The 25,588-nt window shown below is 71.0% G+C and carries 25 protein-coding genes; 19 read left to right on the forward strand and 6 right to left on the reverse strand.

The features are described 5' to 3' along the window. Positions 1 to 372 precede the first annotated feature (372 nt). The 3 genes from ADL25_RS29975 to ADL25_RS29985 all read right to left on the reverse strand — a co-directional run bounded on the left by ADL25_RS29975 (position 373) and on the right by ADL25_RS29985 (position 3,949). The gene (locus ADL25_RS29975; RefSeq protein WP_059131002.1) at positions 373 to 2,748 is read right to left on the reverse strand and encodes a Tex family protein; all 2,376 of its coding nucleotides are present in this window, start codon (positions 2,746 to 2,748) and stop codon (positions 373 to 375) included. Between the two features lie 143 nt (positions 2,749 to 2,891). Beyond that, the gene (locus tag ADL25_RS49925) at positions 2,892 to 3,029 is read right to left on the reverse strand and encodes an LPFR motif small protein (RefSeq protein ID WP_199839224.1); all 138 of its coding nucleotides are present in this window, start codon (positions 3,027 to 3,029) and stop codon (positions 2,892 to 2,894) included. 53 nt (positions 3,030 to 3,082) lie between these two features. Then, on the reverse strand, positions 3,083 to 3,949 hold the full coding sequence (locus ADL25_RS29985; RefSeq protein ID WP_059131004.1) for an SCO6745 family protein: 867 nt from the start codon (positions 3,947 to 3,949) through the stop codon (positions 3,083 to 3,085). Positions 3,950 to 4,062: 113 nt separating this feature from the next. Between ADL25_RS29985 and ADL25_RS29990 the strand changes: the two genes are divergently transcribed. Continuing rightward, positions 4,063 to 5,016 carry a GlxA family transcriptional regulator gene (locus ADL25_RS29990; protein ID WP_059131005.1) on the forward strand — a complete coding sequence of 318 codons (954 nt, stop codon included), beginning with the start codon at positions 4,063 to 4,065 and terminating at the stop codon, positions 5,014 to 5,016. Positions 5,017 to 5,061: 45 nt separating this feature from the next. Further along, positions 5,062 to 5,697, forward strand: coding sequence for a DJ-1/PfpI family protein (locus ADL25_RS29995; protein ID WP_059131006.1), 636 nt, complete (start codon positions 5,062 to 5,064; stop codon positions 5,695 to 5,697). Here the strand turns inward: ADL25_RS29995 and ADL25_RS30000 are convergent. Further along, positions 5,684 to 6,433, reverse strand: coding sequence for an enoyl-CoA hydratase/isomerase family protein (locus ADL25_RS30000; protein ID WP_059131007.1), 750 nt, complete (start codon positions 6,431 to 6,433; stop codon positions 5,684 to 5,686). The genes ADL25_RS29995 and ADL25_RS30000 overlap by 14 nt on opposite strands. A gap of 267 nt (positions 6,434 to 6,700) precedes the next feature. On the opposite strand from ADL25_RS30000, the gene ADL25_RS30005 reads away from it, so the two are divergent. Continuing rightward, a complete protein-coding gene (locus ADL25_RS30005) occupies positions 6,701 to 7,210 on the forward strand; it encodes an ATP-binding protein (RefSeq protein WP_063805770.1) in 510 nt (169 codons plus the stop codon). A gap of 69 nt (positions 7,211 to 7,279) precedes the next feature. Here the strand turns inward: ADL25_RS30005 and idi are convergent, their stop codons facing one another. Further along, the gene (gene idi / locus ADL25_RS30010; RefSeq protein WP_059131025.1) at positions 7,280 to 7,873 is read right to left on the reverse strand and encodes an isopentenyl-diphosphate Delta-isomerase; all 594 of its coding nucleotides are present in this window, start codon (positions 7,871 to 7,873) and stop codon (positions 7,280 to 7,282) included. Positions 7,874 to 8,164: 291 nt separating this feature from the next. Next, entirely contained in the window at positions 8,165 to 9,145 is a 981-nt protein-coding gene (gene galE / locus ADL25_RS30015; RefSeq protein ID WP_059131008.1) for a UDP-glucose 4-epimerase GalE, read from the reverse strand. 386 nt (positions 9,146 to 9,531) lie between these two features. Here galE and ADL25_RS30020 point away from each other — a divergent pair, with 386 nt between their 5' ends. The 16 genes from ADL25_RS30020 to ADL25_RS30090 all read left to right on the forward strand — a co-directional run. Beyond that, positions 9,532 to 11,382 carry a DUF5941 domain-containing protein gene (locus ADL25_RS30020; RefSeq protein WP_059131009.1) on the forward strand — a complete coding sequence of 617 codons (1,851 nt, stop codon included), beginning with the start codon at positions 9,532 to 9,534 and terminating at the stop codon, positions 11,380 to 11,382. Then, the gene (locus ADL25_RS30025; RefSeq protein ID WP_059131010.1) at positions 11,379 to 12,131 is read left to right on the forward strand and encodes a sugar phosphate nucleotidyltransferase; all 753 of its coding nucleotides are present in this window, start codon (positions 11,379 to 11,381) and stop codon (positions 12,129 to 12,131) included. Before ADL25_RS30020 ends, ADL25_RS30025 begins: the two co-directional genes overlap by 4 nt. After that, on the forward strand, positions 12,119 to 13,180 hold the full coding sequence (locus tag ADL25_RS30030) for an iron-containing alcohol dehydrogenase family protein (protein WP_059131011.1): 1,062 nt from the start codon (positions 12,119 to 12,121) through the stop codon (positions 13,178 to 13,180). The genes ADL25_RS30025 and ADL25_RS30030 overlap by 13 nt, the downstream gene beginning before the upstream one ends. Further along, the gene (locus ADL25_RS30035; protein ID WP_079050657.1) at positions 13,158 to 13,937 is read left to right on the forward strand and encodes a CDP-alcohol phosphatidyltransferase family protein; all 780 of its coding nucleotides are present in this window, start codon (positions 13,158 to 13,160) and stop codon (positions 13,935 to 13,937) included. The genes ADL25_RS30030 and ADL25_RS30035 overlap by 23 nt, the downstream gene beginning before the upstream one ends. An 8-nt stretch (positions 13,938 to 13,945) precedes the next feature. Further along, entirely contained in the window at positions 13,946 to 14,818 is an 873-nt protein-coding gene (locus ADL25_RS30040; protein WP_059131026.1) for a glycosyltransferase family 2 protein, read from the forward strand. 99 nt (positions 14,819 to 14,917) lie between these two features. Next, on the forward strand, positions 14,918 to 15,847 hold the full coding sequence (locus ADL25_RS30045) for an ABC transporter permease (RefSeq protein WP_059131013.1): 930 nt from the start codon (positions 14,918 to 14,920) through the stop codon (positions 15,845 to 15,847). Beyond that, on the forward strand, positions 15,840 to 16,619 hold the full coding sequence (locus ADL25_RS30050; protein WP_059131014.1) for an ABC transporter ATP-binding protein: 780 nt from the start codon (positions 15,840 to 15,842) through the stop codon (positions 16,617 to 16,619). The genes ADL25_RS30045 and ADL25_RS30050 overlap by 8 nt, the downstream gene beginning before the upstream one ends. Positions 16,620 to 16,948: 329 nt before the next feature. Further along, on the forward strand, positions 16,949 to 17,881 hold the full coding sequence (gene hpnC, locus ADL25_RS30055) for a squalene synthase HpnC (RefSeq protein ID WP_181923212.1): 933 nt from the start codon (positions 16,949 to 16,951) through the stop codon (positions 17,879 to 17,881). After that, positions 17,878 to 18,828: a presqualene diphosphate synthase HpnD gene (hpnD, locus tag ADL25_RS30060; protein WP_059131015.1), complete on the forward strand. Its 951-nt coding sequence runs from the start codon at positions 17,878 to 17,880 to the stop codon at positions 18,826 to 18,828. Before hpnC ends, hpnD begins: the two co-directional genes overlap by 4 nt. Beyond that, positions 18,828 to 18,968, forward strand: a complete 141-nt coding sequence (locus ADL25_RS52285; protein WP_220378174.1) for a DUF6380 family protein — start codon at positions 18,828 to 18,830, stop codon at positions 18,966 to 18,968. Before hpnD ends, ADL25_RS52285 begins: the two co-directional genes overlap by 1 nt. Then, the gene (gene hpnE, locus ADL25_RS30065) at positions 18,965 to 20,392 is read left to right on the forward strand and encodes a hydroxysqualene dehydroxylase HpnE (protein WP_059131016.1); all 1,428 of its coding nucleotides are present in this window, start codon (positions 18,965 to 18,967) and stop codon (positions 20,390 to 20,392) included. Before ADL25_RS52285 ends, hpnE begins: the two co-directional genes overlap by 4 nt. Next, complete coding sequence (locus tag ADL25_RS30070; RefSeq protein WP_079050655.1) at positions 20,389 to 21,519, forward strand: polyprenyl synthetase family protein; 1,131 nt, start codon at positions 20,389 to 20,391, stop codon at positions 21,517 to 21,519. The genes hpnE and ADL25_RS30070 overlap by 4 nt, the downstream gene beginning before the upstream one ends. Positions 21,520 to 21,708: 189 nt before the next feature. Then, positions 21,709 to 23,709: a squalene--hopene cyclase gene (gene shc, locus ADL25_RS30075; RefSeq protein WP_059131018.1), complete on the forward strand. Its 2,001-nt coding sequence runs from the start codon at positions 21,709 to 21,711 to the stop codon at positions 23,707 to 23,709. Beyond that, a complete protein-coding gene (locus ADL25_RS30080) occupies positions 23,709 to 24,350 on the forward strand; it encodes a 1-hydroxy-2-methyl-2-butenyl 4-diphosphate reductase (RefSeq protein WP_059131019.1) in 642 nt (213 codons plus the stop codon). The genes shc and ADL25_RS30080 overlap by 1 nt, the downstream gene beginning before the upstream one ends. A gap of 5 nt (positions 24,351 to 24,355) precedes the next feature. After that, positions 24,356 to 25,381: an adenosyl-hopene transferase HpnH gene (gene hpnH, locus ADL25_RS30085; RefSeq protein WP_059131020.1), complete on the forward strand. Its 1,026-nt coding sequence runs from the start codon at positions 24,356 to 24,358 to the stop codon at positions 25,379 to 25,381. 4 nt (positions 25,382 to 25,385) lie between these two features. Next, the coding region (locus ADL25_RS30090) for a flavodoxin-dependent (E)-4-hydroxy-3-methylbut-2-enyl-diphosphate synthase (protein ID WP_159045031.1) at positions 25,386 to 25,588 on the forward strand (203 nt) is incomplete at its 3' end.

Consider the following 25,588-nt stretch of genomic DNA (forward strand, 5'->3'; position numbering starts at 1 on the left):
CCGACGGACGCCGCGCGCGGACAGCTCCGGGCCCGCCCTGTCACCGGGGGCGCGGACCTCGGTGCCGCCGCGTTCGTCGAGCCGCTCCGCCCGGCTTCCGCCGCCGCGCGCCCGGGCCGGTTTCGACCGTCCTCCCACCGCGTCGCGCCGCCCGGGAACAGGCAGTCGCCGGCGACCCGCAGTCCGGTGGTCCGGCCGACGAGTACCCGGGCGGTGACGACGTGTCCAGTGTGCAGGCGGCGTCCGTGTGATCCGGCCCGGTCATGGGTCGGGCCGTGACGAACGCGCCGACGGCACGCACGTCTTCGACCGTGCGAAGGCGCAACGAGGGCCCCGCCCCCCGCGGTTCGCGGGAGGTCGGGGCCCAGTGCCTCAGCGGCGGCCGTTCTTCGGGTCGAGGAGACCCGCGCGACGCAAGGCGTCGGCCATCGCACTGTTGGCCGGCGGGGGCGCCTGCCGGGAACCGCCGCCCTGGCGGGAACCACCGCCCTGGCGGGGCTGCCGCTGCTGCGGCGCCCGCCCGCCGCGCTGCTGGCGACCGCCGCCACCGCCGTTCTGCTGCGGGACGGCCTCGTCGTCCAGACGCAGCGTCAGCGAGATCCGCTTCCGCGGGATGTCGACGTCCAGGACCTTCACCTTGACGATGTCGCCCGGCTTCACCACGTCCCGCGGGTCCTTGACGAACGTCTTCGACATCGCCGAGACGTGCACGAGGCCGTCCTGGTGAACGCCGATGTCCACGAAGGCGCCGAAGGCCGCGACATTCGTGACGACACCCTCCAGGACCATCCCGGAGGACAGGTCGGAGATCTTCTCGACGCCGTCCTTGAAGGTGGCCGTCTTGAAGGCGGGCCGCGGGTCGCGTCCCGGCTTCTCCAACTCCTTGAGGATGTCGGTGACGGTGGGCAGACCGAACGTCTCGTCCACGAACTCGGACGGCTTCAGCGAGCGCAGCACACCCGTGTTGCCGATCAGCGAGGCCACTTCCCGGCCCGCCGTCTTCACCATGCGGCGGACGACCGGATAGGCCTCCGGGTGCACGCTGGAGGCGTCCAGCGGATCGTCACCGCCGCGGATCCGCAGGAAGCCCGCGCACTGCTCGTACGCCTTGGGGCCGAGCCGCGCCACGCCCTTCAGCTGCGAGCGCGAGCTGAACGGCCCGTTGGAGTCGCGGTGGGCCACGATGTTCTCCGCGAGTCCGGAGGAGATGCCGGACACCCGGGCGAGCAGGGGAGCCGAGGCCGTGTTGACGTCCACGCCCACGCCGTTCACACAGTCCTCGACCACCGCGTCCAGCGAACGCGACAGCTTCACCTCGGACAGGTCGTGCTGGTACTGGCCGACGCCGATGGACTTCGGGTCGATCTTCACCAGTTCGGCCAGCGGGTCCTGGAGGCGGCGGGCGATGGAGACCGCACCGCGCAGCGACACGTCCATGTCCGGCAGTTCCTGGGAGGCGAAGGCGGAGGCCGAGTACACCGACGCGCCCGCCTCGGACACCATGACCTTGGTGAGCTTCAGCTCCGTGTGCTTGGCGATGAGTTCGCCGGCGAGCTTGTCCGTCTCACGGGACGCGGTGCCGTTGCCGATCGCGACCAGTTCGACCGCGTGCTCCTTGGCCAGGCGTGCCAGCTTGGCGATCGCCTCGTCCCACTTGTTGGCCGGTACGTGCGGGTAGATGACGTCCGTCGCGACGACCTTGCCCGTCGCGTCCACCACGGCCACCTTCACACCCGTACGGAATCCGGGGTCCAGGCCCAGCGTCGCGCGCGTGCCGGCCGGGGCGGCGAGCAGCAGATCGCGCAGGTTCGCTGCGAAGACCGCCACCGCCTCGTCCTCGGCGGCCGTGCGCAGCCTGAGGCGCAGGTCGATGCCCAGGTGCACGAGGACACGGGTGCGCCAGGCCCAGCGGACGGTGTCCGTCAGCCACTTGTCGGCGGGCCGGCCGCGGTCGGCGATCCCGAACCGGTTCGCCATGATCCCCTCGTACGAGGACGGCCCCTCCGTCGCCTCCTCCGGCTCCAGGACGAGGTCGAGGACTTCCTCCTTCTCGCCGCGGAGCATCGCGAGGATGCGGTGCGAGGGCAGCTCGGTGAACGGCTCCGCGAAGTCGAAGTAGTCGGCGAACTTGGCGCCCGCCTCCTCCTTGCCCTCCCGTACCTTGGCGGCCAGGCGCCCGCGTACCCACATCCGCTCGCGCAGTTCGCCGATCAGGTCGGCGTCCTCGGAGAACCGCTCGGTGAGGATCGCCCGCGCGCCGTCGAGCGCGGCCTGGGCATCGGCCACTCCCTTGTCGGCGTCGACGAAGGCGGCGGCCGCGGCGAACGGCTCGACCGCCGGGTCGCCCAGCAGCCCCTCGGCCAGCGGTTCCAGGCCCGCCTCACGCGCGATCTGCGCCTTGGTGCGCCGCTTCGGCTTGAACGGCAGGTAGATGTCCTCCAAGCGCGCCTTCGTCTCGGCGCCCCGGATCTGGGCCTCCAGCTCTTCGGTGAGCTTGCCCTGCTCGCGCACCGACTCCAGGATCGCCGTGCGCCGCTCCTCCAGCTCCCGCAGATAGCGCAGCCGCTCCTCGAGCGTGCGCAGCTGCGCGTCGTCGAGCATCTCGGTCGCTTCCTTGCGGTAGCGGGCGATGAAGGGCACCGTCGAGCCGCCGTCGAGCAGCTCGACCGCGGCCTTCACCTGCCGCTCCCGTACGCCGAGCTCCTCGGCGATCCTGCCTTCGATGGACCCTACGAGGGGTGTCGTCACGATCCCGTACCGCCTTCTCCACTGAGGTTGCGCGGCAATTGTGGCAGGTCGCACGGGCAACAGGGGATCAGGGCGGGGGCCCTGGCGGTTCCGGGTCGCGCAAGGCGGCCGCCGTGGCCCCGCCGCCGCGTGCGACCGGCCGCTCAGGCCCGGCGGGCGCCGCCTCCCCCCGAGCCCGACGCCGCGCCGAAGAGCCTGGCCAGAGCCCTGAAGGGCAGGGCCACCAGAGTGCCGACCGCGCCGCCGATCCGGCGCAGTGCTTCCGCGATCGCATGGAACACGTCGTTCCCCTTTCCTCGTCCCGGCGTGTCCGCCGGGACGAGGTCCGGGTACCTCATCCCTTGCCGATCATGTCCGGGGGAAAGGCTCCGGCCGCGAACGCCCTGGCGAGGAAATCCCCGGCCAGCCCCGTGAGGCGTTCGACGCCCGCGGCGCCGAGGTGCTCGTAGGGACCGCGGTCCAGACGGTCGGTCTCCACCTCGATCTCCTTGCGCAGCGCGGTGCCCTTCGCGGTCAACCCGCCGTCCGCGTCGAGCAGCCCGCGCTCGCGCAGCCGGCCGGCTGCGGCAGCCCAGTCCTCCCTGCTCCAGCCCCGAGTGGCCAGCGCCCACTTCGGCGCCATGCCCTTGCCCGTGGCGGTGTGCGTCACCAACGCCTCAAGCGGGCCGAGTCCGGCGTCCAGCAGTACCGCGAGATGACCGTCGCCACGGTGTTCGCGCAGCAGTGTGGCCGCGTGCCAGAAAGCCAGATGGGGTGCGTCGGGCACGGGAAGTGCGGCGTGCGCGGCGTACAGCGGGCGTGCCTGCGGGGTGCACGCCTGTGCCGCGCGCAGCGCGAGCTCCGCGGCCTCGGCCATCTCCTCGGAGGCGACGGCCTCCTCGCCGAGCAGCCGCCGCAGCGTCGTGTCGACGGCACGCGTGCGTGCCGCGAGGACCACAGGGGCGGGCGCGGTCTCCCAGACGGCGGGCACATGCCGTGCCACCGTCTCGGGCCGGAAGTTGTAGAACGTCGCCGTCACCACGCCCGCGCCGACCGGTCCCATCGCGGCGGCCCGCACCGCGAAGTAGGCGGCCCTGCGGTCCTCGATCCCCACTGCGGTCAGTTCGCGTTCCAGATCCGGTGAGAAGTAGTGCGTCGAGTGCAGCGGATTGATCAGGTTGTGGCAGCGCCGCCCAGCGCGCTCGGGCAGGGGAATCGTCATGGCCCGTACGTTACCGACTGGTCGGTACGCAAGGAACGGCCGCGCAGACGATGGCAGGAAAGGTGGGTTGCTCGTCGTTGCGGCCATCCCGCCGTCCGCCAAGAATCGATGCCATGCGCACCCTGCTTGTCGTCCTCTTCGACGAGGTGCAGAGCCTCGACGTCACCGGGCCGGTGGAGGTCTTCGCGGGAGCAGAGGCCTGCTGCCCCGGGACCTACCGCCTGGTCACCGCCTCCCTGGACGGTGCCCCCGTCCGTTCCTCCAGCGGCCTGACGCTCGTTCCCGACCTCGCACTCGCCGACGCGCCCGCTCTGGACATCCTGCTCGTCCCCGGCGGCCGGGGCACCCGGAGCCCCGACTCGCGCCTGGTGGACTGGCTGGGCCGGCACGGCCGGGTCGTCGGCCGCCTGGTCTCCGTCTGCACCGGGGCGATCCTCCTCGCCCGCGCGGGCCTTCTGGACGGCCGCCGTGCGACCACCCACTGGGCGTACTGCGACACCCTGGCGCGCCATCACCCGGAGATCGACATCGACCCCGACCCCATCTATGTGCGCGACGGGCATGTGGCAACCTCGGCCGGCGTCACGTCGGGCATCGACCTCGCTCTCGCGCTCGTCGAGGAGGACCTGGGGCGCGAGACCGCACTGAACATCGCCCGCCACCTCGTCGTCTTCCTGCGCCGCCCCGGAAACCAGTCGCAGTTCAGCGCCCAGCTCGCCGCCCAGACCGCCCGGCGCGAACCGCTGCGCGAGGTCCAGCAGTGGATCACCGAGCACCCGGGGGACGACCTCTGCGTCGAGTCGCTCGCCGCCCGCGCCCGGCTCTCGCCCCGCCACTTCGCTCGTGCCTTCCGGGCCGAGACCGGTACGACACCGGGCCGCTTCGTCGACCGGGTCCGCCTGGAGCACGCCCGACGGCTCCTGGAGGACACCGCGGACGGCGTCGAGGAGATCTCCCGGGCCAGCGGCTACGGCACCCCCGAGGCCATGCGCCGTGCCTTTGTGAAGGCTCTCGGCTCCGCCCCGGCGGAGTACCGGCGCCGCTTCCGTCCGGCGCCGGCCCTCTGACCGCCGCCGACCGCACGACCACCCATCGAGACCGAATGGATGCACATGCAGATCGCCATCGTCCTTTACGACCGGTTCACCGCCCTCGACGCCGTGGGCCCGTACGAGACCCTCGGCAGGCTCCCCGACGCGGAGACCGTCTTCGTCGCCGAGCGGACCGGGCCCGTGCGCAGCGACACCGGAGCGCTCGCTCTCACCGCCGACAGGACCCTGGAGGAGGTGCCCGCCCCGGACGTCGTGGTCGTCCCGGGCGGACCCGGCCAGACCGCGCAGATGGAGAACGAGGCACTGCTCGACTGGTTGCGCTCCGCCGATGCCACCAGCACCTGGACGACGTCCGTGTGCACCGGCTCGCTGCTGCTCGCCGCCGCCGGGCTCCTCCAAGGGCGCCGCGCCACCTCTCACTGGCTGGCCCTGGACGCCCTCGGGGGGCTCGGTGCACAGCCCACGGGGGAGCGTGTCGTGTTCGACGGCAAGTACGTCACTGCCGCCGGCGTCTCCTCCGGCATCGACATGGGGCTCACCCTGCTCGGCCGTATCGCGGGTGACGAGCACGCCCAGGCCGTGCAGCTGCTGACCGAGTACGACCCGCAGCCGCCCTACGACGCGGGGTCCCCGCACAAGGCGCCCGCGCACCTCGTCGAGAAGTTCCGCGCGGAGAGCCGCTTCATCCTGACGTAGTCCAGGTGAACCGCGGCACTCTGCGCTCCAGGAACGCGGCGACGCCCTCCGCGGTGTCGCCGCTGCCGCGTGCCTGGTCGGCCCAGTGGGCGTCCCGGTCCGTGCGGCCGTTCGCGAACTCCTTGGCCGCGGCCTGCGTCAACTGCGAGCGGGACGCCAGCACCCGGGCGAACTCGGCGACGCGCTTGCCGAGTTCGCCCTCGGCCTGCACCTCGTCCAGCAGGCCCGTGCGCAACGCCCGCGCCGCGTCGATCAACTCGCCGGAGAACAGGAGGTACTTGGCCGTGCCGGGTCCGACCAGCGACACCAGCCGGCGGGTGGAGGAGGCCGGATAGACGATCCCCAGCTTCGCCGGCGTCACACCGAACAGCGCGCCCTCCTCGGCGAACCGCAGATCGCAGGCCGCCGCGAGCTGCGACCCGCCGCCCACGCAGTGCCCGCGGATCGCCGCGAGGGTCGGCTTCGGGAACGCGGCCAGCGACTCCTCGGCCAGCACGGCCAGCGTCTGCGCCTGCTGCGGCGAGCCCCGCAGCGTCGAGATGTCGGCGCCGGCGCAAAACGTCCCGCCCTCGCCGGTGAGCACCAGCACCCGGACGGCCGGATCGGCGGCCATCGCGTCGAGGAGCGGTGGCAGCGCCTCCCACATACCGGCCGTCATGGCGTTCCGCTTGGCCGGGTGATGGATGACGACGGTCGCGACCCCGTCGCTGACGCGGTGCAGCAGCTGCGGCTCCATACGCCGGATGCTATCCGCAGCTGCCCGACGCGCGATCAGGAAGGCCTCGCACACCGACGGGAGGGCGGCGTGGAACCCGTACAACCCGAAGAGTTCGGAAGTCGGCGGCAACCAGGACAGGATCGGTCACTCGGTCGACCGTGTCATACGGCAACGGTCATATGTCGTCGATAACCGCTGACTTCTGTTCAGTCATTCGGGACGGACCAGCGCATTCCCAACACTCGACGTGTGGTGACAATCGAGCGCAAGGGTGGCGACCGGACGATGGAGAACCGAGGGCGAGGGTCTGGCCCGCGCCCTGAAGGCGGGGGAATTGCGCCGGACGGTCGCGCAGCACCGGGACCGCTGCCGTACGAGGGGGTGTGGCGGTTCACCGCAGCCGCGGTGGACGCCTCGGTGCCGCAGGCGCGGCACGCCGTTCGAGATCTGCTCGCCCGTCAGGGAGTGCCCGCGTCGGACGACACGGTGCAGGCGTTGTTGTTGATCGTGTCCGAACTGGTCACCAACGCGGTACGGCATGCGGCGCTGCTGTCGCCGACGCTCGCCGTGGAGGTCGCCGTCGGCCCCGAGTGGGTGCGGGTGTCGGTGGAGGACGAGCATCCCTACCGGCCGAGTGCCCTGGAGGCCGATCACGGCCGTACGGGCGGCCGGGGGTTGCTCCTGGTCCGGGAGATCACCAGGGAGTCGGGCGGGGTGTGCGACGTCGAGCACACGGCGAGCGGCGGCAAGGTGATCTGGGCCGCCCTGCCGCTCAAGCACCCGGGATTCGTGTGAGGACGCGCCGCAGGGCGCGGACCGGATGAGTCCGTCCGGCGACCGGCGCTGCCGGACGGACCGGTGCGGTCACCAGCCGGCGGACGGCTGCGTCAGCTCCCTGATCGCCGGACGCGCCGCATCCAGGACCGTCATGAACCACGACGAGAACGTGTCTTTGGCGTGCCGCTCCGCCAGTTCCCCGGCGGTGACGAACGCCGTCGCCCCCACCTCTTCCGGGTCCGGGTCCAGGGGGGACTGCACCAGACCGACGAACAGGTGGTTGTATTCCTGCTCCACCAGGCCCGAGTCCGGGTCCGGGTGGTTGTAGCGGACCGTGCCCGCCTGCGCCATCAGGGACGGGGAGACGCCGAGCTCCTCGAAGGTCCGCCGGGCGGCTGCCGCGAAAGGCGCCTCGCCGGGGTAGGGGTGACCGCAGCAGGTGTTCGACCAGACACCGGGGGAGTGGTACTTGCCCAGCGCCCGCTGCTGGAGCAGCAGCCGCCCCTGCTCGTCGAAGAGGAACACCGAGAAGGCCCGGTGGAGCCGACCCGGCGGTTGGTGGGCGGCGAGCTTCTCCGCCGTGCCGATCGTGGTGCCGTTCTCGTCGACGAGCTCCAGCAAGATGGCCTCGGCGGTGCCGTTCGAGGAACGGTGCGTCGCGCTGGCAGGTGTGATCGGCATACCCATCCTTCGCATTCGTTGTCCAGCCCCAAGTCTGCCGTACGAATCCGGCACTCCCGGCACTTTGTGACCCCCCGCATGTCCCGCCGCAGCCGTCCGCACGGGGCCGTATGACGCCCCTCGGAACGGACGCCGTGAGCGGCAGGACACCTGATCGTGTCCGCTCCCCGGACGGACACCGTCCGGATGCGGGCGTGCTCGGGCCCGCCCCCCGCATCACCCGCACGGGTCGTGCCGCGCCCCCGCGGACGGGAGCGCACCGGCACGGCGCGCACTGTGCGTGTGCCCCGCTCAGTCGCGGCGCGCCTCCGGGTGGTGCAGCCGCCAGCCGCGCCACGCCGACTCCACCATCTCGCGCACCCCGCGCCGGGCGGTCCAGCCCAGCTCCCGCTCGGCCAGCGCGGCCGAGGCGACCGCACGGGGGGCGTCACCGGGACGGCGCTGCTCGACGACCGCGGGCGTCAGGTCCCCGGTCACCTCGCCGATGACGTCCACGAGTTCACGCACCGACACGCCCTCGCCGCGCCCGATGTTCACGGTCAGATCACCGGTCGCACCGGCGGCGAGCCGCTTGGCCGCGGTGAGGTGCGCGTCGGCGAGGTCCGCGACGTGGATGTAGTCGCGTACACACGTGCCGTCAGGCGTCGGGTAGTCGTCGCCGAAGATCCGCGGGGCCTCGCCCCGGGTGAGCCGGTCGAAGACCATCGGCACCACGTTGAAGACACCGGTGTCGGCCAGTTCGGGGTCGGCGGCGCCCGCCACGTTGAAGTACCGCAGGCACACGGTCGCGATGCCGTGCGCCCGGCCCGCGGCCCGCACCAGCCACTCGCCGGCGAGCTTCGTCTCGCCGTACGGGCTCATCGGGGCACAGGGGGTGTCCTCCGAGATGAGGTTCACATCGGGGTTGCCGTAGACGGCGGCGGACGAGGAGAACAGGAACCGCTCGATCCCCGCCCCGGCCACCGCGCCCAGCAGCGTCGCCAGACCGCCCACGTTCTCCTGGTAGTAGCGGACCGGGTCGGCCACGGACTCGCCGACCTGCTTGTGCGCGGCGAGATGGACCACACCGGTCACCGCGTGCTCGGCGAGGACGCGCTTCAGCAGCTCACCGTCCAGCGCGGAGCCCTGGACCAGGGGAATGTCCTCCGGGAGACGCGCCGGCACGCCAGCCGAGAGGTCGTCCAGGACGAGCACACGCTCACCGTCCGCGGCCATCGCCCGTGCCACATGCGCCCCGATGTATCCGGCCCCGCCGGTGATCAGCCATGTCATGGCCCCTCACCCTATGCCCGTCGGACGAACGGGCTCCCGGTAGGGACCGCGGTGGAGGGCTTCTCTCCAGTGGAGGGCTTCTCTCCAGAGGAGTGGAAGCTCCCGTTTCGTGTGCAATGGGGCGAATATCGCAGGGCCCGGCGAGCGGGATGCCGGGATTGCGTGGTTCTGGGGTCATGGTTTGTGACGCGTGCGCCCGATCCCTGATGATGATCGCGGTGGTGGCGATGCAGACCGGGTTGATCGGCCCATGAACGGCCGGTGAACACCGGCTTCCAGGCATCCGATAGCCTCTGCCGACATGCCGCCCGGCCTCTGCCCCGGGTGTCCCACACCACACACATATCCGACGCCCGCGGGTGCCGGACCCCAGGGAGTGAGTTCGTCTGTCGACCGCCATCCTCACCGGTCAGCCGGTCCCCGGATCGTCGCTCGAGGGCGATCTGCGGTCCCTCGGCTTCGACGTGCGGGTCGCCGCCGACGCCGGTGACGCCGAGACACTCCTCGCCGCCGTACCGGCGAACCAGCGGGTCGCCATCGTCGACGCCCGGTTCGTGGGCCATGTGCACGCGCTGCGCCTCGGACTCACCGACCCCCGCTTCCCGGCCGCCGCGGTGCCCGGCGCGGTCACGGTCCAGCCCGCCGCCCGCCAGGCGCTGACGCGCGCCCTGGCCCGAGAGAACTCCGCCGAGATAGGCAGGGTGTCCGCCCGGCCGCCGGCCGCGTCCGAACGGGCGGATGTCCCGACCCTCACCGGCAGCCTCGCGGAGCACATCACCTCGGCCCTCGGCGCCGACGACGTCACCGTCCACCGCCCCGAGCTCGGCACGCTGGTCGCCGCGGTCCCGGCCGACCCCCAGTCCCGCAACGAGGCCCGCCAGGCGGTCGCCGCGGTCGACGACGAGGCCGTACGCCTGCGCAGCGCCGTCAAGGCCCGCGACGGCTTCTTCACCACGCACTTCATCAGCCCGTACTCGCGTTACATCGCCCGCTGGTGCGCCCAGCGCGGTCTCACCCCGAACCAGGTCACGACCGCCTCCCTGCTGACCGCTCTGATCGCGGCGGGCTGCGCGGCCACCGGGACGCGCGGCGGTTTCGTCGCCGCGGGCGTCCTGCTGATCTTCTCCTTCGTGCTCGACTGCACCGACGGCCAGCTCGCCCGCTACTCGCTGCAGTACTCCACGCTCGGCGCCTGGCTGGACGCCACCTTCGACCGTGCGAAGGAGTACGCCTACTACGCGGGACTCGCCCTCGGTGCCGCCCGTGGCGGCGACGACGTCTGGGCGCTCGCCCTCGGGGCGATGATCCTGCAGACGTGCCGGCACGTCGTCGACTTCGCGTTCAACGAGGCCAACCACGACGCGACCGCCAACACGAGCCCCACCGCGGCCCTCTCCGACCGGCTCGACAGCGTCGGCTGGACCGTCTGGGTGCGCCGGATGATCGTCCTGCCGATCGGTGAACGCTGGGCCATGATCGCCGTCCTCACGGCCGCGACCACGCCCCGCATCACGTTCTACGCCCTGCTCGTCGGCTGCGCCTTCGCCGCCACCTACACCACGGCGGGCCGTGTGCTGCGCTCCCTGACGCGCAGGGCCCGGCGCACCGACCGGGCGGCACGGGCGCTCGCCGACCTGGCGGACAACGGTCCGCTCGCCGGGGCCGTGGCCGGGTGGCGCGACAGGAACCCGCGGATCCGCCTCGGTCCGCCCGTGCTGCTCGCCGCGATCGGGCTCGTGGCCCTCGCGGCGGCCCTCCTCACGGGCAACCACTGGGCCGCCGTCGCCGGGGCCGTCGTCTACGCCGCGACCTCCGGTCCGGCCCTGTCCAAGCCGCTCAAGGGCGCCCTGGACTGGCTGATCCCGCCCCTCTTCCGCGCCGCCGAATACATCACCGTGCTGGTGCTGGCCGCCGAATCCAAGGTGAACGGAGCGCTTCCGGCAGCTTTCGGACTGGTGGCGGCGGTCGCCTACCATCACTACGACACGGTGTACCGCATCCGCGGCGACGCCGGCGCGCCGCCGCACTGGTTGGTGCGCGCGATCGGGGGGCACGAAGGGCGGACGCTGCTGGTCACGGTCCTGGCCGCGGTACTCGCCGCGGACGGGTTCACGCTCGCGCTCACGGCTCTCGCCGGCTACGTGGCCCTGCTGGTGCTCGTCGAGAGCATCCGCTTCTGGGTGTCCGCTCACAAGGGCGGCGCGCCCGCCGTACACGATGAAGGAGAACCCGCATGATCGGCCTCGTGCTGGCGGCCGGCGCCGGACGGCGTCTGCGCCCCTACACCGACAGCCTGCCCAAGGCTCTGGTGCCGGTGGGGCCCGCGGGCATAGAGGACGGACCCACGGTCCTCGACCTCACCCTCGCCAACTTCGCCGAGATCGGTCTGACCGAGGCCGCGATCATCGTCGGGTACCGCAAGGAGGCCGTGTACGAGCGCAAGGAGGCCCTCGAGCGCCGTTACGGCCTCAAGCTCACCCTCATCGACAACGACCGGGCCGAGGACTGGAACAACGCCTACTCCCTGTGGTGCGGCCGTGACGCCCTCCGGGACGGCGTGATCCTCGCCAACGGCGACACCGTGCACCCGGTCTCCGTCGAGCGTACGCTGCTGGCCGCCCGCGGGGACGGCAAGAAGATCATCCTCGCCGTCGACACGGTGAAGAAGCTCGCCGACGAGGAGATGAAGGTCGTCGTGGACCCCGGCAAGGGCGTCCAGAAGATCACCAAGCTCATGGAGCCCGCCGAGGCGACCGGCGAGTACATCGGTGTCACGCTCATCGAGGGCGAGGCCGCCCCGGAGCTGGCCGACGCGCTGAGGACGGTGTGGGAGAGCGATCCCCAGCAGTTCTACGAGCACGGCTACCAGGAGCTCGTGAACCGCGGCTTCCGGATCGACGTCGCGCCGATCGGGGACGTGCCGTGGGTCGAGATCGACAACCACGACGACCTGGCCAGGGGACGGGAGATCGCGTGCCGGTACTGACGAGGCTCATTCCCTCGCCGGTCGTCGTCGACATCCGCCCCGGTGCCCTGGACGACCTGGCGAACGTGCTCGCGGACGAGCGCATCTCACACTCGGGCAAGCTGGCCGTGGCGGTGAGCGACGGCTCGGGCGCGCGGCTGCGCGAGAGGCTGGCCCCCAGCCTGCCCGGTGCCACCTGGTACGAGGTCGACGGCGGCACGCTCGACGACGCCGTCAGGCTGGCCGGCGACATGAAGGCCGGCCACTACGACGCGCTGGTGGGCCTGGGCGGCGGCAAGATCATCGACTGCGCCAAGTTCGCCGCCGCGCGGGTCGGCCTGCCGCTGGTCGCCGTCCCCACGAACCTCGCACACGACGGACTGTGCTCCCCGGTGGCGACCCTCGACAACGACGCGGGCCGCGGCTCGTACGGCGTGCCGAACCCGATCGCCGTCGTCATCGACCTGGACGTCATCCGCGAGGCCCCGGCGCGCTTCGTGCGCGCGGGCATCGGCGACGCCGTGTCCAACATCTCGGCGATCGCGGACTGGGAGCTGGCCAACCGCGTCAACGGCGAGAAGATCGACGGCCTGGCCGCGGCGATGGCCCGGCAGGCCGGTGAGGCGGTGCTGCGCCATCCGGGCGGCATCGGCGACAACGACTTCCTGCAGGTGCTGGCCGAGGCGCTGGTCCTCAGCGGTATCGCCATGTCCGTCTCCGGCGACTCCCGGCCGTCCTCCGGCGCGTGCCACGAGATCAACCACGCATTCGACCTGCTGTTCCCCAAGCGCGCGGCCGCGCACGGCGAGCAGTGCGGGCTGGGCGCCGCCTTCGCGATGTACCTGCGCGGAGCCCACGAGCAATCGGCCTATATGGCCCGGGTGCTCCGCCGGCACGGTCTGCCCGTGCTGCCGGAGGAGATCGGCTTCACGGTGGACGAGTTCGTCCAGGCCGTGGAGTTCGCCCCGCAGACCAGGCCCGGCCGCTACACGATCCTCGAACACCTCGACCTGAAGACCGACCAGATCAAGGACACCTACGCCGACTATGTCAAGGCCATCGGTAGCTGAACTCCGCCCCGTCGTCCACCCGGCTGGGGTGAAGGACCGGCGCAGCGGTGAGCACTGGGCGGGACGCCTCTACATGCGGGAGATCTCGCTGCGCGTCGACCGCTACCTGGTGAACACCAGGGTCACGCCCAACCAGCTGACGTACCTGATGACGGTCTTCGGCGTCCTCGCCGCCCCGGCCCTGCTGGTGCCGGGCGTGGCGGGGGCGGTGCTCGGTGTGGTGATGGTCCAGCTCTACCTGCTCCTCGACTGCGTCGACGGTGAGATCGCGCGCTGGAAGAAGCAGTTCTCGCTCGGCGGGGTGTACCTGGACCGGGTCGGTGCGTATCTGTGCGACGCCGCCGTGCTGGTCGGTTTCGGCCTGCGCGCCGCCGATCTGTTCGGCTCCGGCCGGATCGACTGGCTGTGGGCCTTCCTGGGAACGCTCGCCGCGCTCGGCGCCGTCCTGATCAAGGCCGAGACCGACCTGGTCGGGGTCGCCCGGCACCAGGGCGGTCTGCCGCCGGTCAAGGAGGCGGCGTCCGAGCTCCGCTCGTCCGGCATGGCGCTGGCCCGCAGGGCGGCCGGGGCGCTGAAGTTCCACCGCCTGGTCCTCGGCATCGAGGCGTCCTTGCTGATCCTGGTCCTGGCCGTGGTGGACGAGGTCAGGGGCGACCTGTTCTTCTCCCGGCTCGGCGTGGCGGTGCTGGCGGGCATCGCGCTGCTGCAGACGGTCCTGCACCTGGTGTCCATCCTCGCCTCCAGCAGGCTGAAGTGAGCGGCGCCATAAGGGTCGGGGCCGTCATCATCACGATGGGCAACCGGCCGGCCGAGCTCCGGGCCCTCCTGGACTCGGTGGCCAAACAGGACGGCGACCCCGTCGAGGTCGTCGTGGTCGGCAACGGCTCGCCCGTGCCGGACGTCCCCGACGGCGTCCGCACGGTGGAGCTGCCCGAGAACCTCGGCATCCCCGGCGGCCGCAACGTGGGCATCGAGGCCTTCGGGCCCGGCGGCAGCGACGTGGACGTGCTGCTCTTCCTGGACGACGACGGCCTGCTCGCCTCGAACGACACCGCCGAGCTGTGCCGGCTGGCCTTCGCGGCGGACCCCCGGCTCGGGATCGTCAGCTTCCGCATCGCCGACCCCGACACCGGCGAGACCCAGCGGCGGCACGTACCGCGACTGCGTGCCTCGGACCCGATGCGCTCCTCCCGGGTCACCACCTTCCTGGGCGGGGCCAACGCCGTCCGTACGAAGGTGTTCACCGAGGTGGGCGGTCTGCCGGACGCGTTCTTCTACGCCCACGAGGAGACGGACCTGGCCTGGCGGGCCCTGGACGCGGGCTGGATGATCGACTACCGGTCGGACATGGTGCTGTACCACCCCACGACCGCCCCCTCCCGGCACGCGATCTACCACCGCATGGTCGCCCGCAACCGGGTCTGGCTGGCCCGTCGCAATCTGCCCGTCGTCCTCATCCCCGCCTATCTGGGCGTCTGGTTGCTCCTGACGCTGCTGCGGCGCCCCTCGCGGGCGGCCCTCCAGGCCTGGTTCGGCGGGTTCAGGGAGGGCTGGACGACTCCGTGCGGTCCCCGGCGGCGCATCAAGTGGCGCACCGTGTGGCTCCTCACACGACTGGGCCGGCCCCCGGTGATCTGACAAGCTCGAGGGAAGGAATGCAGCGGGCGGGTACCTGACCCCGGTTCCCACCCGTGCGCGGCACGGCCGCGCATCCCTCGAACGAGAGTTTGCCGATCTGTGAGTGAGACAACGCGTGACGGCGACGTGGCGGTGGGTGCCCACCAGTCGTCCGACGACGGGCTGACCGCGACCGAGCTGGCCGCCGAGTACGGACTCTCGGTCAGCGGGGCCCGGCCCGGACTCGTCGAGTACGTCCGCCGGCTGTGGGGGCGGCGTCACTTCATCCTCGCCTTCTCCCAGGCGAAGCTCACCGCCCAGTACAGCCAGGCCAGGCTGGGGCAGTTGTGGCAGGTCGCCACCCCGCTGCTGAACGCCTGCGTGTACTACCTGATCTTCGGCCTGATCCTGAAGGCCAGCCGCGGCATGCCGCACGGCACCTACATCCCGTTCCTGGTGACCGGCGTGTTCGTCTTCACCTTCACCCAGAGCTCGATCATGGCCGGGGTCCGGGCGATCTCCGGCAACCTGGGGCTGGTGCGCGCCCTGCACTTCCCCAGAGCCGCGCTGCCCGTCTCGTTCGCGTTGCAGCAGCTCCAGCAGCTGCTGTTCTCGATGATCGTGATGTTCCTGGTGGTGGTCGGGTTCGGCAGCTATCCGCGGCTGCCCTGGCTGCTGATCGTCCCGGTGCTGGTGCTGCAGTTCCTCTTCAACACCGGCCTCGCGCTGATCGTGGCCCGGCTGGGTGCCGGGACCCCGGACCTGGCGCAGCTGATGCCGTTCGTCCTGCGTACCTGGATGTACACCTCCGGGGTCATGTTCTCCCTGCACCACATGCTGGCCGGCCGCCCCGAATGGGTCATCCGGGTGCTCCAGGTGAACCCGGCCGCCGTCTACATGGACCTGATGCGTTTCGCGCTCATCGAGGACTACGGCTCGGAGAACCTTCCACCGCACGTCTGGGCCGTCGCGCTGTTCTGGGCCGTGGTCGTCTTCGGGGGCGGGTTCGTGTACTTCTGGAAGGCGGAGGAGAGGTACGGCCGTGGCTGAGCAGAACACCGGGGCCAGGGTGCCCACCGTCATCGCGGACGAGCTGCACATCGTCTACCGCGTCAGCGGCGCCAAGACCGGCAGGGGCAGTGCGACCGCCGCGCTGAGCCGGATCCTCAAGCGCGGCGAGGAGCGCGGTGTGCGCAAGGTGCACGCGGTCAAGGGCGTCTCGTTCGTCGCCTACCGGGGCGAGGCCATCGGGCTGATCGGTTCGAACGGGTCGGGCAAGTCCACCCTGCTGCGGGCCATCGCCGGTCTGCTGCCCGCCGAGCGGGGCAGGGTCTACACCGACGGCCAGCCCTCGCTGCTCGGCGTGAACGCGGCGCTGATGAACGACCTGACGGGCGAGCGGAACGTCATCCTGGGCGGCCTCGCGATGGGGATGACCCGCGAGGAGATCAAGTCCCGCTACCAGGAGATCGTCGACTTCTCCGGGATCAACGAGAAGGGCGACTTCATCACGCTGCCGATGCGCACCTACTCCTCCGGCATGGCGGCGCGGCTGCGCTTCGCCATCGCGGCCGCCAAGGACCATGACGTCCTCATGATCGACGAGGCGCTCGCCACCGGTGACCGCAAGTTCCAGATGCGCTCGGAGGAGCGCATCAGGGAGCTGCGCAAGGAGGCGGGCACGGTGTTTCTGGTCAGTCACAACAACAAGTCCATCCGGGACACCTGTGACCGCGTCCTGTGGCTCGAACGCGGTGAGCTGAGGCTGGACGGTCCGACCGAGGACGTCCTCAAGGAGTACGAGAAGTTCACCGGCAAGTGACCCGTTCTGCCCAGGGCCCCGTCGGAACGTTCCGGCGGGGCCCTGCGTCTGCAAAGGATGTGCCAAGTCTGTTTGCGCTTAGGAATCTTGGTGCCAATCGGTGTGTTGTTGTGATGTGCAGGACACCCCGACGAACCCCGCTGAGTTGTACAACGTAAGCTGTACGGGTGCTGATTCGCGGCAAGTGGGGCCATAATGCCTGCGCCCGCACACCTGCTGCGCTGCACGGACGGCCGGGCGGCGTGTCCGAAATAGGATGTATTGGGTCGGCAGTGTAGAACGGGAGATGTGACGGCAATGGCTACGGAAAGTCTCCGGCTCCGCGGGGCATGTGCCGTCTCCACGTCGGGCGGCGAGCGGTGACCCAAGCCGGGACGGCGCGCGCCGGTGACCCGGTGCGCGGCACCCTCGAGAAAGCCGCGGACGAGAACTTCCCCGTGGCCCCCTTCTTCCTGCCCAGGGCCTGGCGTGCCGATCTGATGGCCGTCTACGGTTTCGCCCGGCTCGTCGACGACATCGGCGACGGCGATCTGGCCCCCGGCGGGGCGGACGCCCGTCTGCTCGGCGTGTCGCCCGAGGAGGCCGGGGACCGTCTCGTTCTGCTGGACGCCTTCGAGGCCGATCTGCACCGGGTGTTCGACTCGACGCCGCGTCACCCGATCCTGGTCCGCCTCCAGCCCACGGTCCGGCGGGCCGGACTCGATCCCGAGCCCTTTCTCGGTCTGATCGCCGCCAACCGCCAGGACCAGGTGGTCAGCCGGTACGAGACCTATGACGACCTCCTCGCGTACTGCGAACTTTCCGCCAACCCGGTCGGCCGGCTCGTCCTCGGCGTCACCGGCACCGCCACCCCCGAGCGCATCCGGCGCTCCGACGCGATCTGCACCGCCCTGCAGATCGTCGAACACCTCCAGGACGTCGCCGAGGACCTCGGCCGCGACCGCATCTATCTGCCCGCCGAGGACATGAAGCGGTTCCATGTCCAGGAGGGGGATCTCGCCACGACCACAGCGGGCGCATCGGTGCGCGCACTGGTTGCGTACGAAGCAGAACGCGCCCGCGATCTCCTGAATGAAGGCGCCCCCCTTGTGGGTAGCGTCCACGGCAGGCTGAGGCTGCTGCTCGCAGGCTTCGTGGCGGGAGGGAGGGCGGCGATCCACGCGATCGCCGCCGCCGAATACGACGTACTTCCCGGCCCGCCCAAGCCCGGCAAGCTCCGGTTGCTGCGCGAGGTGGGCGTGACTCTGCGAGGAGAGGGGTGATCCGGACCGTGGAGTCGGAACAGCATGTGTCCCCACCGGTACTTGCCGCCTACAGCTACTGCGAGACCGTGACCGGTCAGCAGGCCCGTAACTTCGCCTACGGCATCAGGCTCCTGCCGACGGCCAAGCGTCGGGCGATGTCCGCGCTCTACGCGTTCTCGCGGCGGGTCGACGACATCGGGGACGGCGAGCTGCCGACGGACGTCAAGGCCGAGCGGCTGGAGGAGACCAGGGCGCTGCTGGGACGGATCCGTGCCGACGAGGTGGCCGAGGACGACACCGATCCGGTCGGGGTCGCCCTGACGCACGCCGCCCGGCAGTTCCCGATCCCGCTCGGCGGTCTCGACGAGCTCATCGACGGCGTCCTCAAGGACGTGCGCGGCGAGACCTACGAGACCTGGGACGACCTGAAGGTCTACTGCCGTTGTGTGGCCGGGGCCATCGGACGGCTCTCCCTGGGTGTGTTCGGCACCGAGCCGGGGGCGCGCGGCGCTGAGCGCGCGCCGGAATACGCCGACACGCTCGGGCTCGCGCTGCAACTCACCAACATCCTCCGGGACGTCCGCGAGGACGCGGAGGGCGGGCGGGTGTATCTGCCGGCCGACGACCTGGCCAAGTTCGGCTGCTCAGCCGGATTCCACGGGCCGACCCCGCCCGAGGGGTCCGATTTCGCGGGCCTCGTGCACTTCGAGGTACGCCGGGCCCGTGCCCTGTTCGCCGAGGGCTACCGGCTGCTGCCGATGCTGGACCGGCGCAGCGGAGCCTGCGTCGCCGCCATGGCAGGCATCTACCGCCGGCTTCTGGACCGTATCGAGCGCGAGCCCGAGGCCGTGCTGCGCGGGCGGGTCTCGCTGCCCGGCCGTGAGAAGGCGTATGTCGCCGTGCGCGGCCTGTCGGGTCTTGACGCGAGGAACGTTTCCCGGCGGACCGTCAGGAGGCGCGCCTGATGGACAGTCCGCTCCAGGATGATGCCGGTGCCGAAAAACGGCAGGCAACCCTCCGGCGCGGCGCGGCGTCCCTGACTGCGACGGCCTGCCGTGCATGGTTCAAGCACCACGGCGGACCGGCAGGGGAGGATGCACGATGAGCGACGGCACACTGCCGGAGGGCCCGGTTCAGGACGCCTCCGGGCGCCCCGGAACCTCCGCCGTGGTGGTCGGAGGAGGACTCGCCGGGATCACTGCCGCGCTTGCGCTCGCCGACGCGGGCGTGCAGGTCACGCTGCTGGAGGGACGCCCCCGCCTCGGCGGCCTCGCCTTCTCCTTCGAGCGCGGGAACCTCACCGTCGACAACGGCCAGCACGTCTATCTGCGCTGCTGCACCGCATACCGGTGGTTCCTCGACCGTATCGACGCCGCCGCGCTCGCCCCGCTGCAGGATCGTCTCGACGTGCCCGTTCTCGACGCGGACGCCGCACCGGGACGACGGCTGGGCAGACTCCGGCGCGACGCGCTGCCCGTGCCCCTGCACCTCGGGCGCAGCCTGGCCATCTACCCGCACCTCTCCCTCGCGGAGCGCGCCAGAGTAGGGCGCGCCGCATTGGCGCTCCGCACACTGGACCTCGCGGATCCCGCGCTCGACGCGCAGGACTTCGGCAGCTGGCTGGCCGCGCACGGTCAGTCGGCGCGTGCCATCGAGGCACTGTGGGACCTGGTCGGGGTCGCCACCCTCAACGCGGTGGCCGAAGACGCCTCGCTCGGGCTCGCCGCGATGGTGTTCAAGACGGGTCTGCTGTCCGACCCGGGTGCGGCCGACATCGGATGGGCTCGCGTCCCGCTGGGCGAACTGCACGACCGGCTGGCCCGCAAGGCGCTCGACTCCGCGGGCGTGCGTACCGAGGTCCGTACACGCGTCACCTCCATCTCCCATGACGAAAACGGGAACTGGAGCGTTCAGGTTCCCGGCGAACGCATCGACACCGACGCGGTCGTCCTCGCCGTCCCCCAGCGCGAGGCGCACGGCCTGCTGCCGGCCGGAGCCCTCGACGCCCCCGAACGGCTGCTCGAGATCGGCACGGCACCGATCCTCAACATCCATGTCGTCTACGGCCGCAAGGTCCTCGGACGGCCGTTCTTCGCCGCTCTGGGCTCCCCGGTCCAGTGGGTCTTCGACCGCACCGAGGCCTCGGGACTGCGCGAGGGCCAGTACCTGGCACTGTCGCAGTCGGCGGCACAGGACGAGATCGACGAACCGGTCGCCGTGCTGCGCGAGCGTTATCTGCCCGAGCTGGAGCGGTTGTTGCCGGGTGCCCGCGACGCCGAGGTCAAGGACTTCTTCGTTACCCGGGAGCGCACGGCGACGTTCGCCCCCACCCCGGGCGTCGGGCGGTTGCGGCCCGGCGCCCGCACCAAGGCCCCCGGCCTCTACCTGGCCGGAGCGTGGACCGCCACCGGGTGGCCCGCGACCATGGAAAGTGCGGTCCGCAGCGGAGTCAGCGCGGCGGGTGCCGCTCTGGGCGCCCTGGGCCGGTCCGGCGCGCACCTGTCCGGCCTCTTCGAGGAGGCGGCGTGAGCGTCCGATCGTACGGGGCAGACCCCCGCACCCCCGGTATCGCGACAAGAGGAGAGACTGTGCCCACTGTGCCCCCGGCCGAGACGGCTGCCGACGCGGTGGCCGTGTCCGCGCTTCTGGAGCGCGGCCGGACCCTGGCCACCCCGGTGCTGCGGGAGGCAGTGGACCGGCTGGCGCCGCCCATGGACACCGTCGCCGCCTACCACTTCGGCTGGATCGACGCCGAGGGCAAGCCCGCGGACGGCGACGGCGGCAAGGCGGTGCGCCCCGCTCTCGCCCTGCTGTCCGCGCAGGCCGCGGGCCGGGCGCCGGAGGTGGGGGTACCGGGCGCGGTCGCGGTCGAGCTGGTGCACAACTTCTCGCTGCTGCACGACGACCTGATGGACGGCGACGAACAGCGCCGACACCGGGACACCGTCTGGAAGGTGCACGGTCCCGCGCAGGCCATCCTCGTCGGCGACGCCCTGTTCGCCCTGGCCAACGAGGTTCTGCTGGAGCTCGGCACCGTCGAGGCCGGCCGCGCGACCCGTCGTCTGACCAGGGCCACCCGCGCCCTGATCGACGGTCAGGCCCAGGACATCTCCTACGAGCACCGCGACCGCGTCAGTGTCGAGGAGTGCCTGGAGATGGAAGGCAACAAGACGGGCGCCCTGCTCGCCTGCGCCTCCTCCATCGGCGCGGTCCTCGGCGGCGCCGACGACGCCACCGCCGACACCCTGGAGAAGTACGGCTACCACCTCGGCCTCGCGTTCCAGGCCGTCGACGACCTCCTCGGCATCTGGGGCGACCCGGAGGCCACCGGAAAGCAGACCTGGAGCGACCTGCGCCAGCGCAAGAAGTCCCTGCCGGTGGTGGCCGCGCTGGCGGCGGGCGGTCCCGCCTCCGAGCGCCTAGGGGAGATGCTCGCCGAGGACGCCAAGAGCAGCGACTTCGAGAACTTCTCCGAGGAGGAGTTCGCCGCGCGGGCCGCCCTCATCGAGGAGGCGGGCGGCCGCGAGTGGACCACTCAGGAGGCGCGTCGCCAGCACACCATCGCCGTCGAGGCCCTTGAATCGGTCCGGATGCCCCAAGAGGTGCGCGCACGGTTCACGGCGCTCGCCGACTTCGTCGTCGTACGAAAGAGATGATCACTATCGGTCGAACACACCTCGCGTAGTCGCCGGCCGGTGCCTTCCCCGCTCTCGACTCCTCCCTCAAGTCCCGGCATCACTCGGGCGGGGGACTCCTGGGAGTGAGGGGACCCGCATCGGGCAAGCACAGCGGCCGACGGCGGACCCACAGCAGCACTACTTGTATGACTGCACGAAGGGGAAGCCATGACAGCGACGACCGACGGAAGCACAGGGGCGCTACCGCCCCGCGCCGACTCGGCCACCGAAACAGACGAACCGCTCCCGGAGGCGGCCGGGACGGTCGGCATTCGACACGCCGCCGAACGCGCCATGCGGCGCGCGACAGATTTCCTGCTCGCGGAGCAGGACGCCCAGGGCTGGTGGAAGGGCGACCTCGAGACGAACGTCACGATGGACGCAGAGGACCTGCTGCTCCGCCAGTTCCTGGGGATCCGCGACGAGAGGACCACGCAGGCCGCCGCGCTCTTCATCCGCGGCGAGCAGCGCGAGGACGGCACCTGGGCCACGTTCTACGGCGGGCCGGGCGAACTGTCCACCACCATCGAGGCGTACGTGGCGCTGCGCCTGGCCGGCGACACGCCGGACGAGCCCCACATGGCACGGGCGTCCGCATGGGTCCGCGAACAGGGCGGCGTCGCCGCCTCCCGTGTCTTCACCCGGATCTGGCTCGCGCTGTTCGGCTGGTGGAAATGGGAGGACCTGCCCGAACTGCCGCCGGAACTCATCTACTTCCCGAAGTGGATGCCGCTGAACATCTACGACTTCGGCTGCTGGGCGCGTCAGACCATCGTGCCGCTCACCGTCGTCTCGGCGAAGCGCCCGGTGCGTCCCGCCCCGTTCCCGCTGGACGAGCTGCACACCGACGCGGACAACCCCAACCCGGCCAAGGACCTGGCCCCGGTGGCCAGTTGGGACGGAGCCTTCCAGCGTCTGGACAAGGCCCTGCACCAGTTCCGCAAGGTCGCCCCGCGCCGGCTGCGCGCCGCCGCGATGAAGGCCGCATCGCGCTGGATCATCGAGCGTCAGGAGAACGACGGCTGCTGGGGAGGCATCCAGCCGCCCGCGGTGTACTCGGTCATCGCCCTGCACCTGCTCGGCTACGACCTCGAACACCCCGTGCTGCGCGAGGGCATCGCGTCGCTCGACCGCTTCGCGGTGTGGCGCGAGGACGGTGCCCGCATGATCGAGGCGTGTCAGTCCCCGGTGTGGGACACCTGCCTCGCGACCATCGCGCTCGCCGACGCGGGAGTGCCGGCCGACCACCCGCAGTTGGTGAAGGCCGCGGACTGGATGCTCGGCGAGGAGATCACCCGGCCCGGCGACTGGTCGGTGAAACGCCCCCAACTGCCGCCGGGCGGCTGGGCGTTCGAGTTCCACAACGACAACTACCCCGACATCGACGACACCGCCGAGGTGGTGCTCGCCCTGCGCCGCGTGAAGCACCAGGATCGGGAGCGCCTCGAGCAGGCCATCGGGCGCGGGGTGCGCTGGAACCTCGGCATGCAGTCCAAGAACGGCGCATGGGGCGCTTTCGACGTCGACAACACCAGCGCGTTCCCCAACCGGCTGCCGTTCTGCGACTTCGGTGAGGTCATCGACCCGCCGTCGGCCGACGTCACCGCGCACGTCGTGGAGATGCTCGCGGTCGAAGGGCTCTCCCACGACCCCCGCACCCGGCGGGGGATCGAGTGGCTGCTGGCCGAACAGGAGCCGGACGGTTCATGGTTCGGCCGCTGGGGCGTCAATTACGTGTATGGCACAGGTTCGGTGGTGCCGGCACTGGTGGCCGCGGGCATCCCCGGTTCGCACCCCGCGATCCGCCGGGCCGTCGCCTGGCTGGAGAGCGTGCAGAACGACGACGGCGGCTGGGGCGAGGACCTGCGCTCCTACAAGTACGTCCAGGAATGGAGCGGCCGGGGCGCCTCCACCGCCTCGCAGACGGCGTGGGCGCTGCTCGCGCTGCTCGCGGCGGGGGAGAGCGAGAGCAAGGCCGTGGAGCGGGGAGTCGACTTCCTCGCCCGGACCCAGCGCGAGGACGGGTCCTGGGACGAGCCCCACTTCACCGGCACGGGCTTCCCGTGGGACTTCTCCATCAACTACCACCTGTACCGGCAGGTCTTCCCGCTCACGGCCCTCGGCCGCTACGTCAACGGCGAGCCGTTCGCCGGGGCCAAGGGGAGCTGATGAGTCACAAGCCCGAACAGCTCCCGTTGCTGATCGCCTGCGCGCTCGGCATCGAGCACCTCGCCCTGCGCAGTGGCGGTCACGCGGGTGCCGACGGGCCCGTCACCCTGCTCCGTACGGGTATGGGCCCCCGGGCGGCCGAACGCTCGGTCATCCGGGTGCTCGACGACCCCGCCCTCGCCGGGGCGGCCGTCGTCGCCACCGGTTTCTGCGCCGGCCTGGCACCGGGGATGCACCCCGGTGACCTGGTCGTCGCCGAGGAGACCCGGGACCCACGCGGCACCACCGCGTGCGTGGGCACCGATCTGCTCGTCAAGGAACTCGCACGCGCCCTTCCCGGGCGCACCGTCCACACCGGGCCGCTCACCGGCTCGGACCATGTCGTCCGAGGTCAGGAGCGGTCGGAGCTGCTCGCGACCGGAGCGATCGCGGTCGACATGGAGTCCGCGGCCACGATCCACGGCGCCGTACGCACGGGCGAGCGCCCGGTTGCGGCCGTCCGGGTGGTCGTGGACGCTCCAGAACATGAACTTGTTCGTATCGGCACGTTGCGCGGTGGAATATCAGCTTTCCGCGTCCTGCGTGCCGTCCTTCCCGCTTTCTTCGAATGGCACCGTTCTTTGCTGCTCCCTCGGAGGTGAGCCAGATGGCCATGCCGCTGCGCCAGTCCATCAAGGTCGCTACATACCTGTTTGAACAGAAAATCAAGAGGCGGGACAAGTTCGCGCTGCTGGTCGAGCTGGAACCACTCTTCGCCTGCAACCTCAAGTGCGAGGGCTGCGGAAAGATCCAGCATCCGGCCGGCGTGCTCAAGCAGCGCATGCCTGTCGCCCAGGCTGTGGGAGCGGTCCTCGAGTCCGGCGCCCCGATGGTGTCCATCGCGGGCGGCGAACCGTTGATGCATCCGCAGATCGACGAGATCGTGCGGCAGTTGGTGGCCAAGAAGAAGTTCGTCTTCCTGTGCACCAACGCACTGCTGATGCGAAAGAAGATGGACAAGTTCAAGCCCTCGCCGTACTTCGCCTGGGCCGTGCACATCGACGGGCTGCGCGAGCGGCACGACGCGTCGGTGGCCAAGGAGGGCACCTTCGACGAGGCGGTGGAGGCCATCAAGGAGGCCAAGCGGCGCGGCTTCCGGGTGACCACCAACTCGACCTTCTTCAACACGGACACCCCGCAGACCATCGTCGAGGTGCTGAACTTCCTCAACGACGATCTGGAGGTGGACGAGATGATGCTCTCGCCCGCCTACGCCTACGAGAAGGCGCCCGACCAGGAGCACTTCCTCGGTGTGCAGCAGACCCGGGAGCTGTTCAAGAAGGCCTTCTCCGGCGGCAACCGCAGGCGGTGGCGGCTCAACCAGAGCCCGCTCTTCCTGGACTTCCTCGAGGGCAAGGTCGACTTCCCGTGCACCGCGTGGGCGATCCCGAGCTACTCCCTCTTCGGCTGGCAGAAGCCCTGCTACCTGATGAGCGACGGGTACGTGGCCACGTACAAGCAACTGCTCGAGGAGACCGACTGGGACCAGTACGGCCGCGGCAAGGACCCGCGCTGCGCCAACTGCATGGCGCACTGCGGCTACGAGCCGACCGCCGTGCTCGCCACCATGGGCTCCTTGAAGGAGTCCCTGCGGGCCGCACGCGAGACCATGACCACCGGAAAGCAGCGGTGATGTCATGACCGCCGTTTCCTTGGGTGTCCCCGAGGTGCCGGCTCGGCCCGTCGCGCAGCGACGTATGTCGCGGCAGATCCAGGTCGGGCCGGTGGCGGTCGGGGGCGGCGCTCCGGTGTCGGTGCAGTCGATGACGACGACGCGTACGTCGGACATCGGTGCGACGTTGCAGCAGATCGCGGAGTTGACGGCGTCGGGTTGCCAGAT

Source organism: Streptomyces sp. NRRL F-5122 (assembly GCF_001507435.1).
GTDB classification, from domain to species: domain Bacteria; phylum Actinomycetota; class Actinomycetes; order Streptomycetales; family Streptomycetaceae; genus Streptomyces; species Streptomyces lannensis.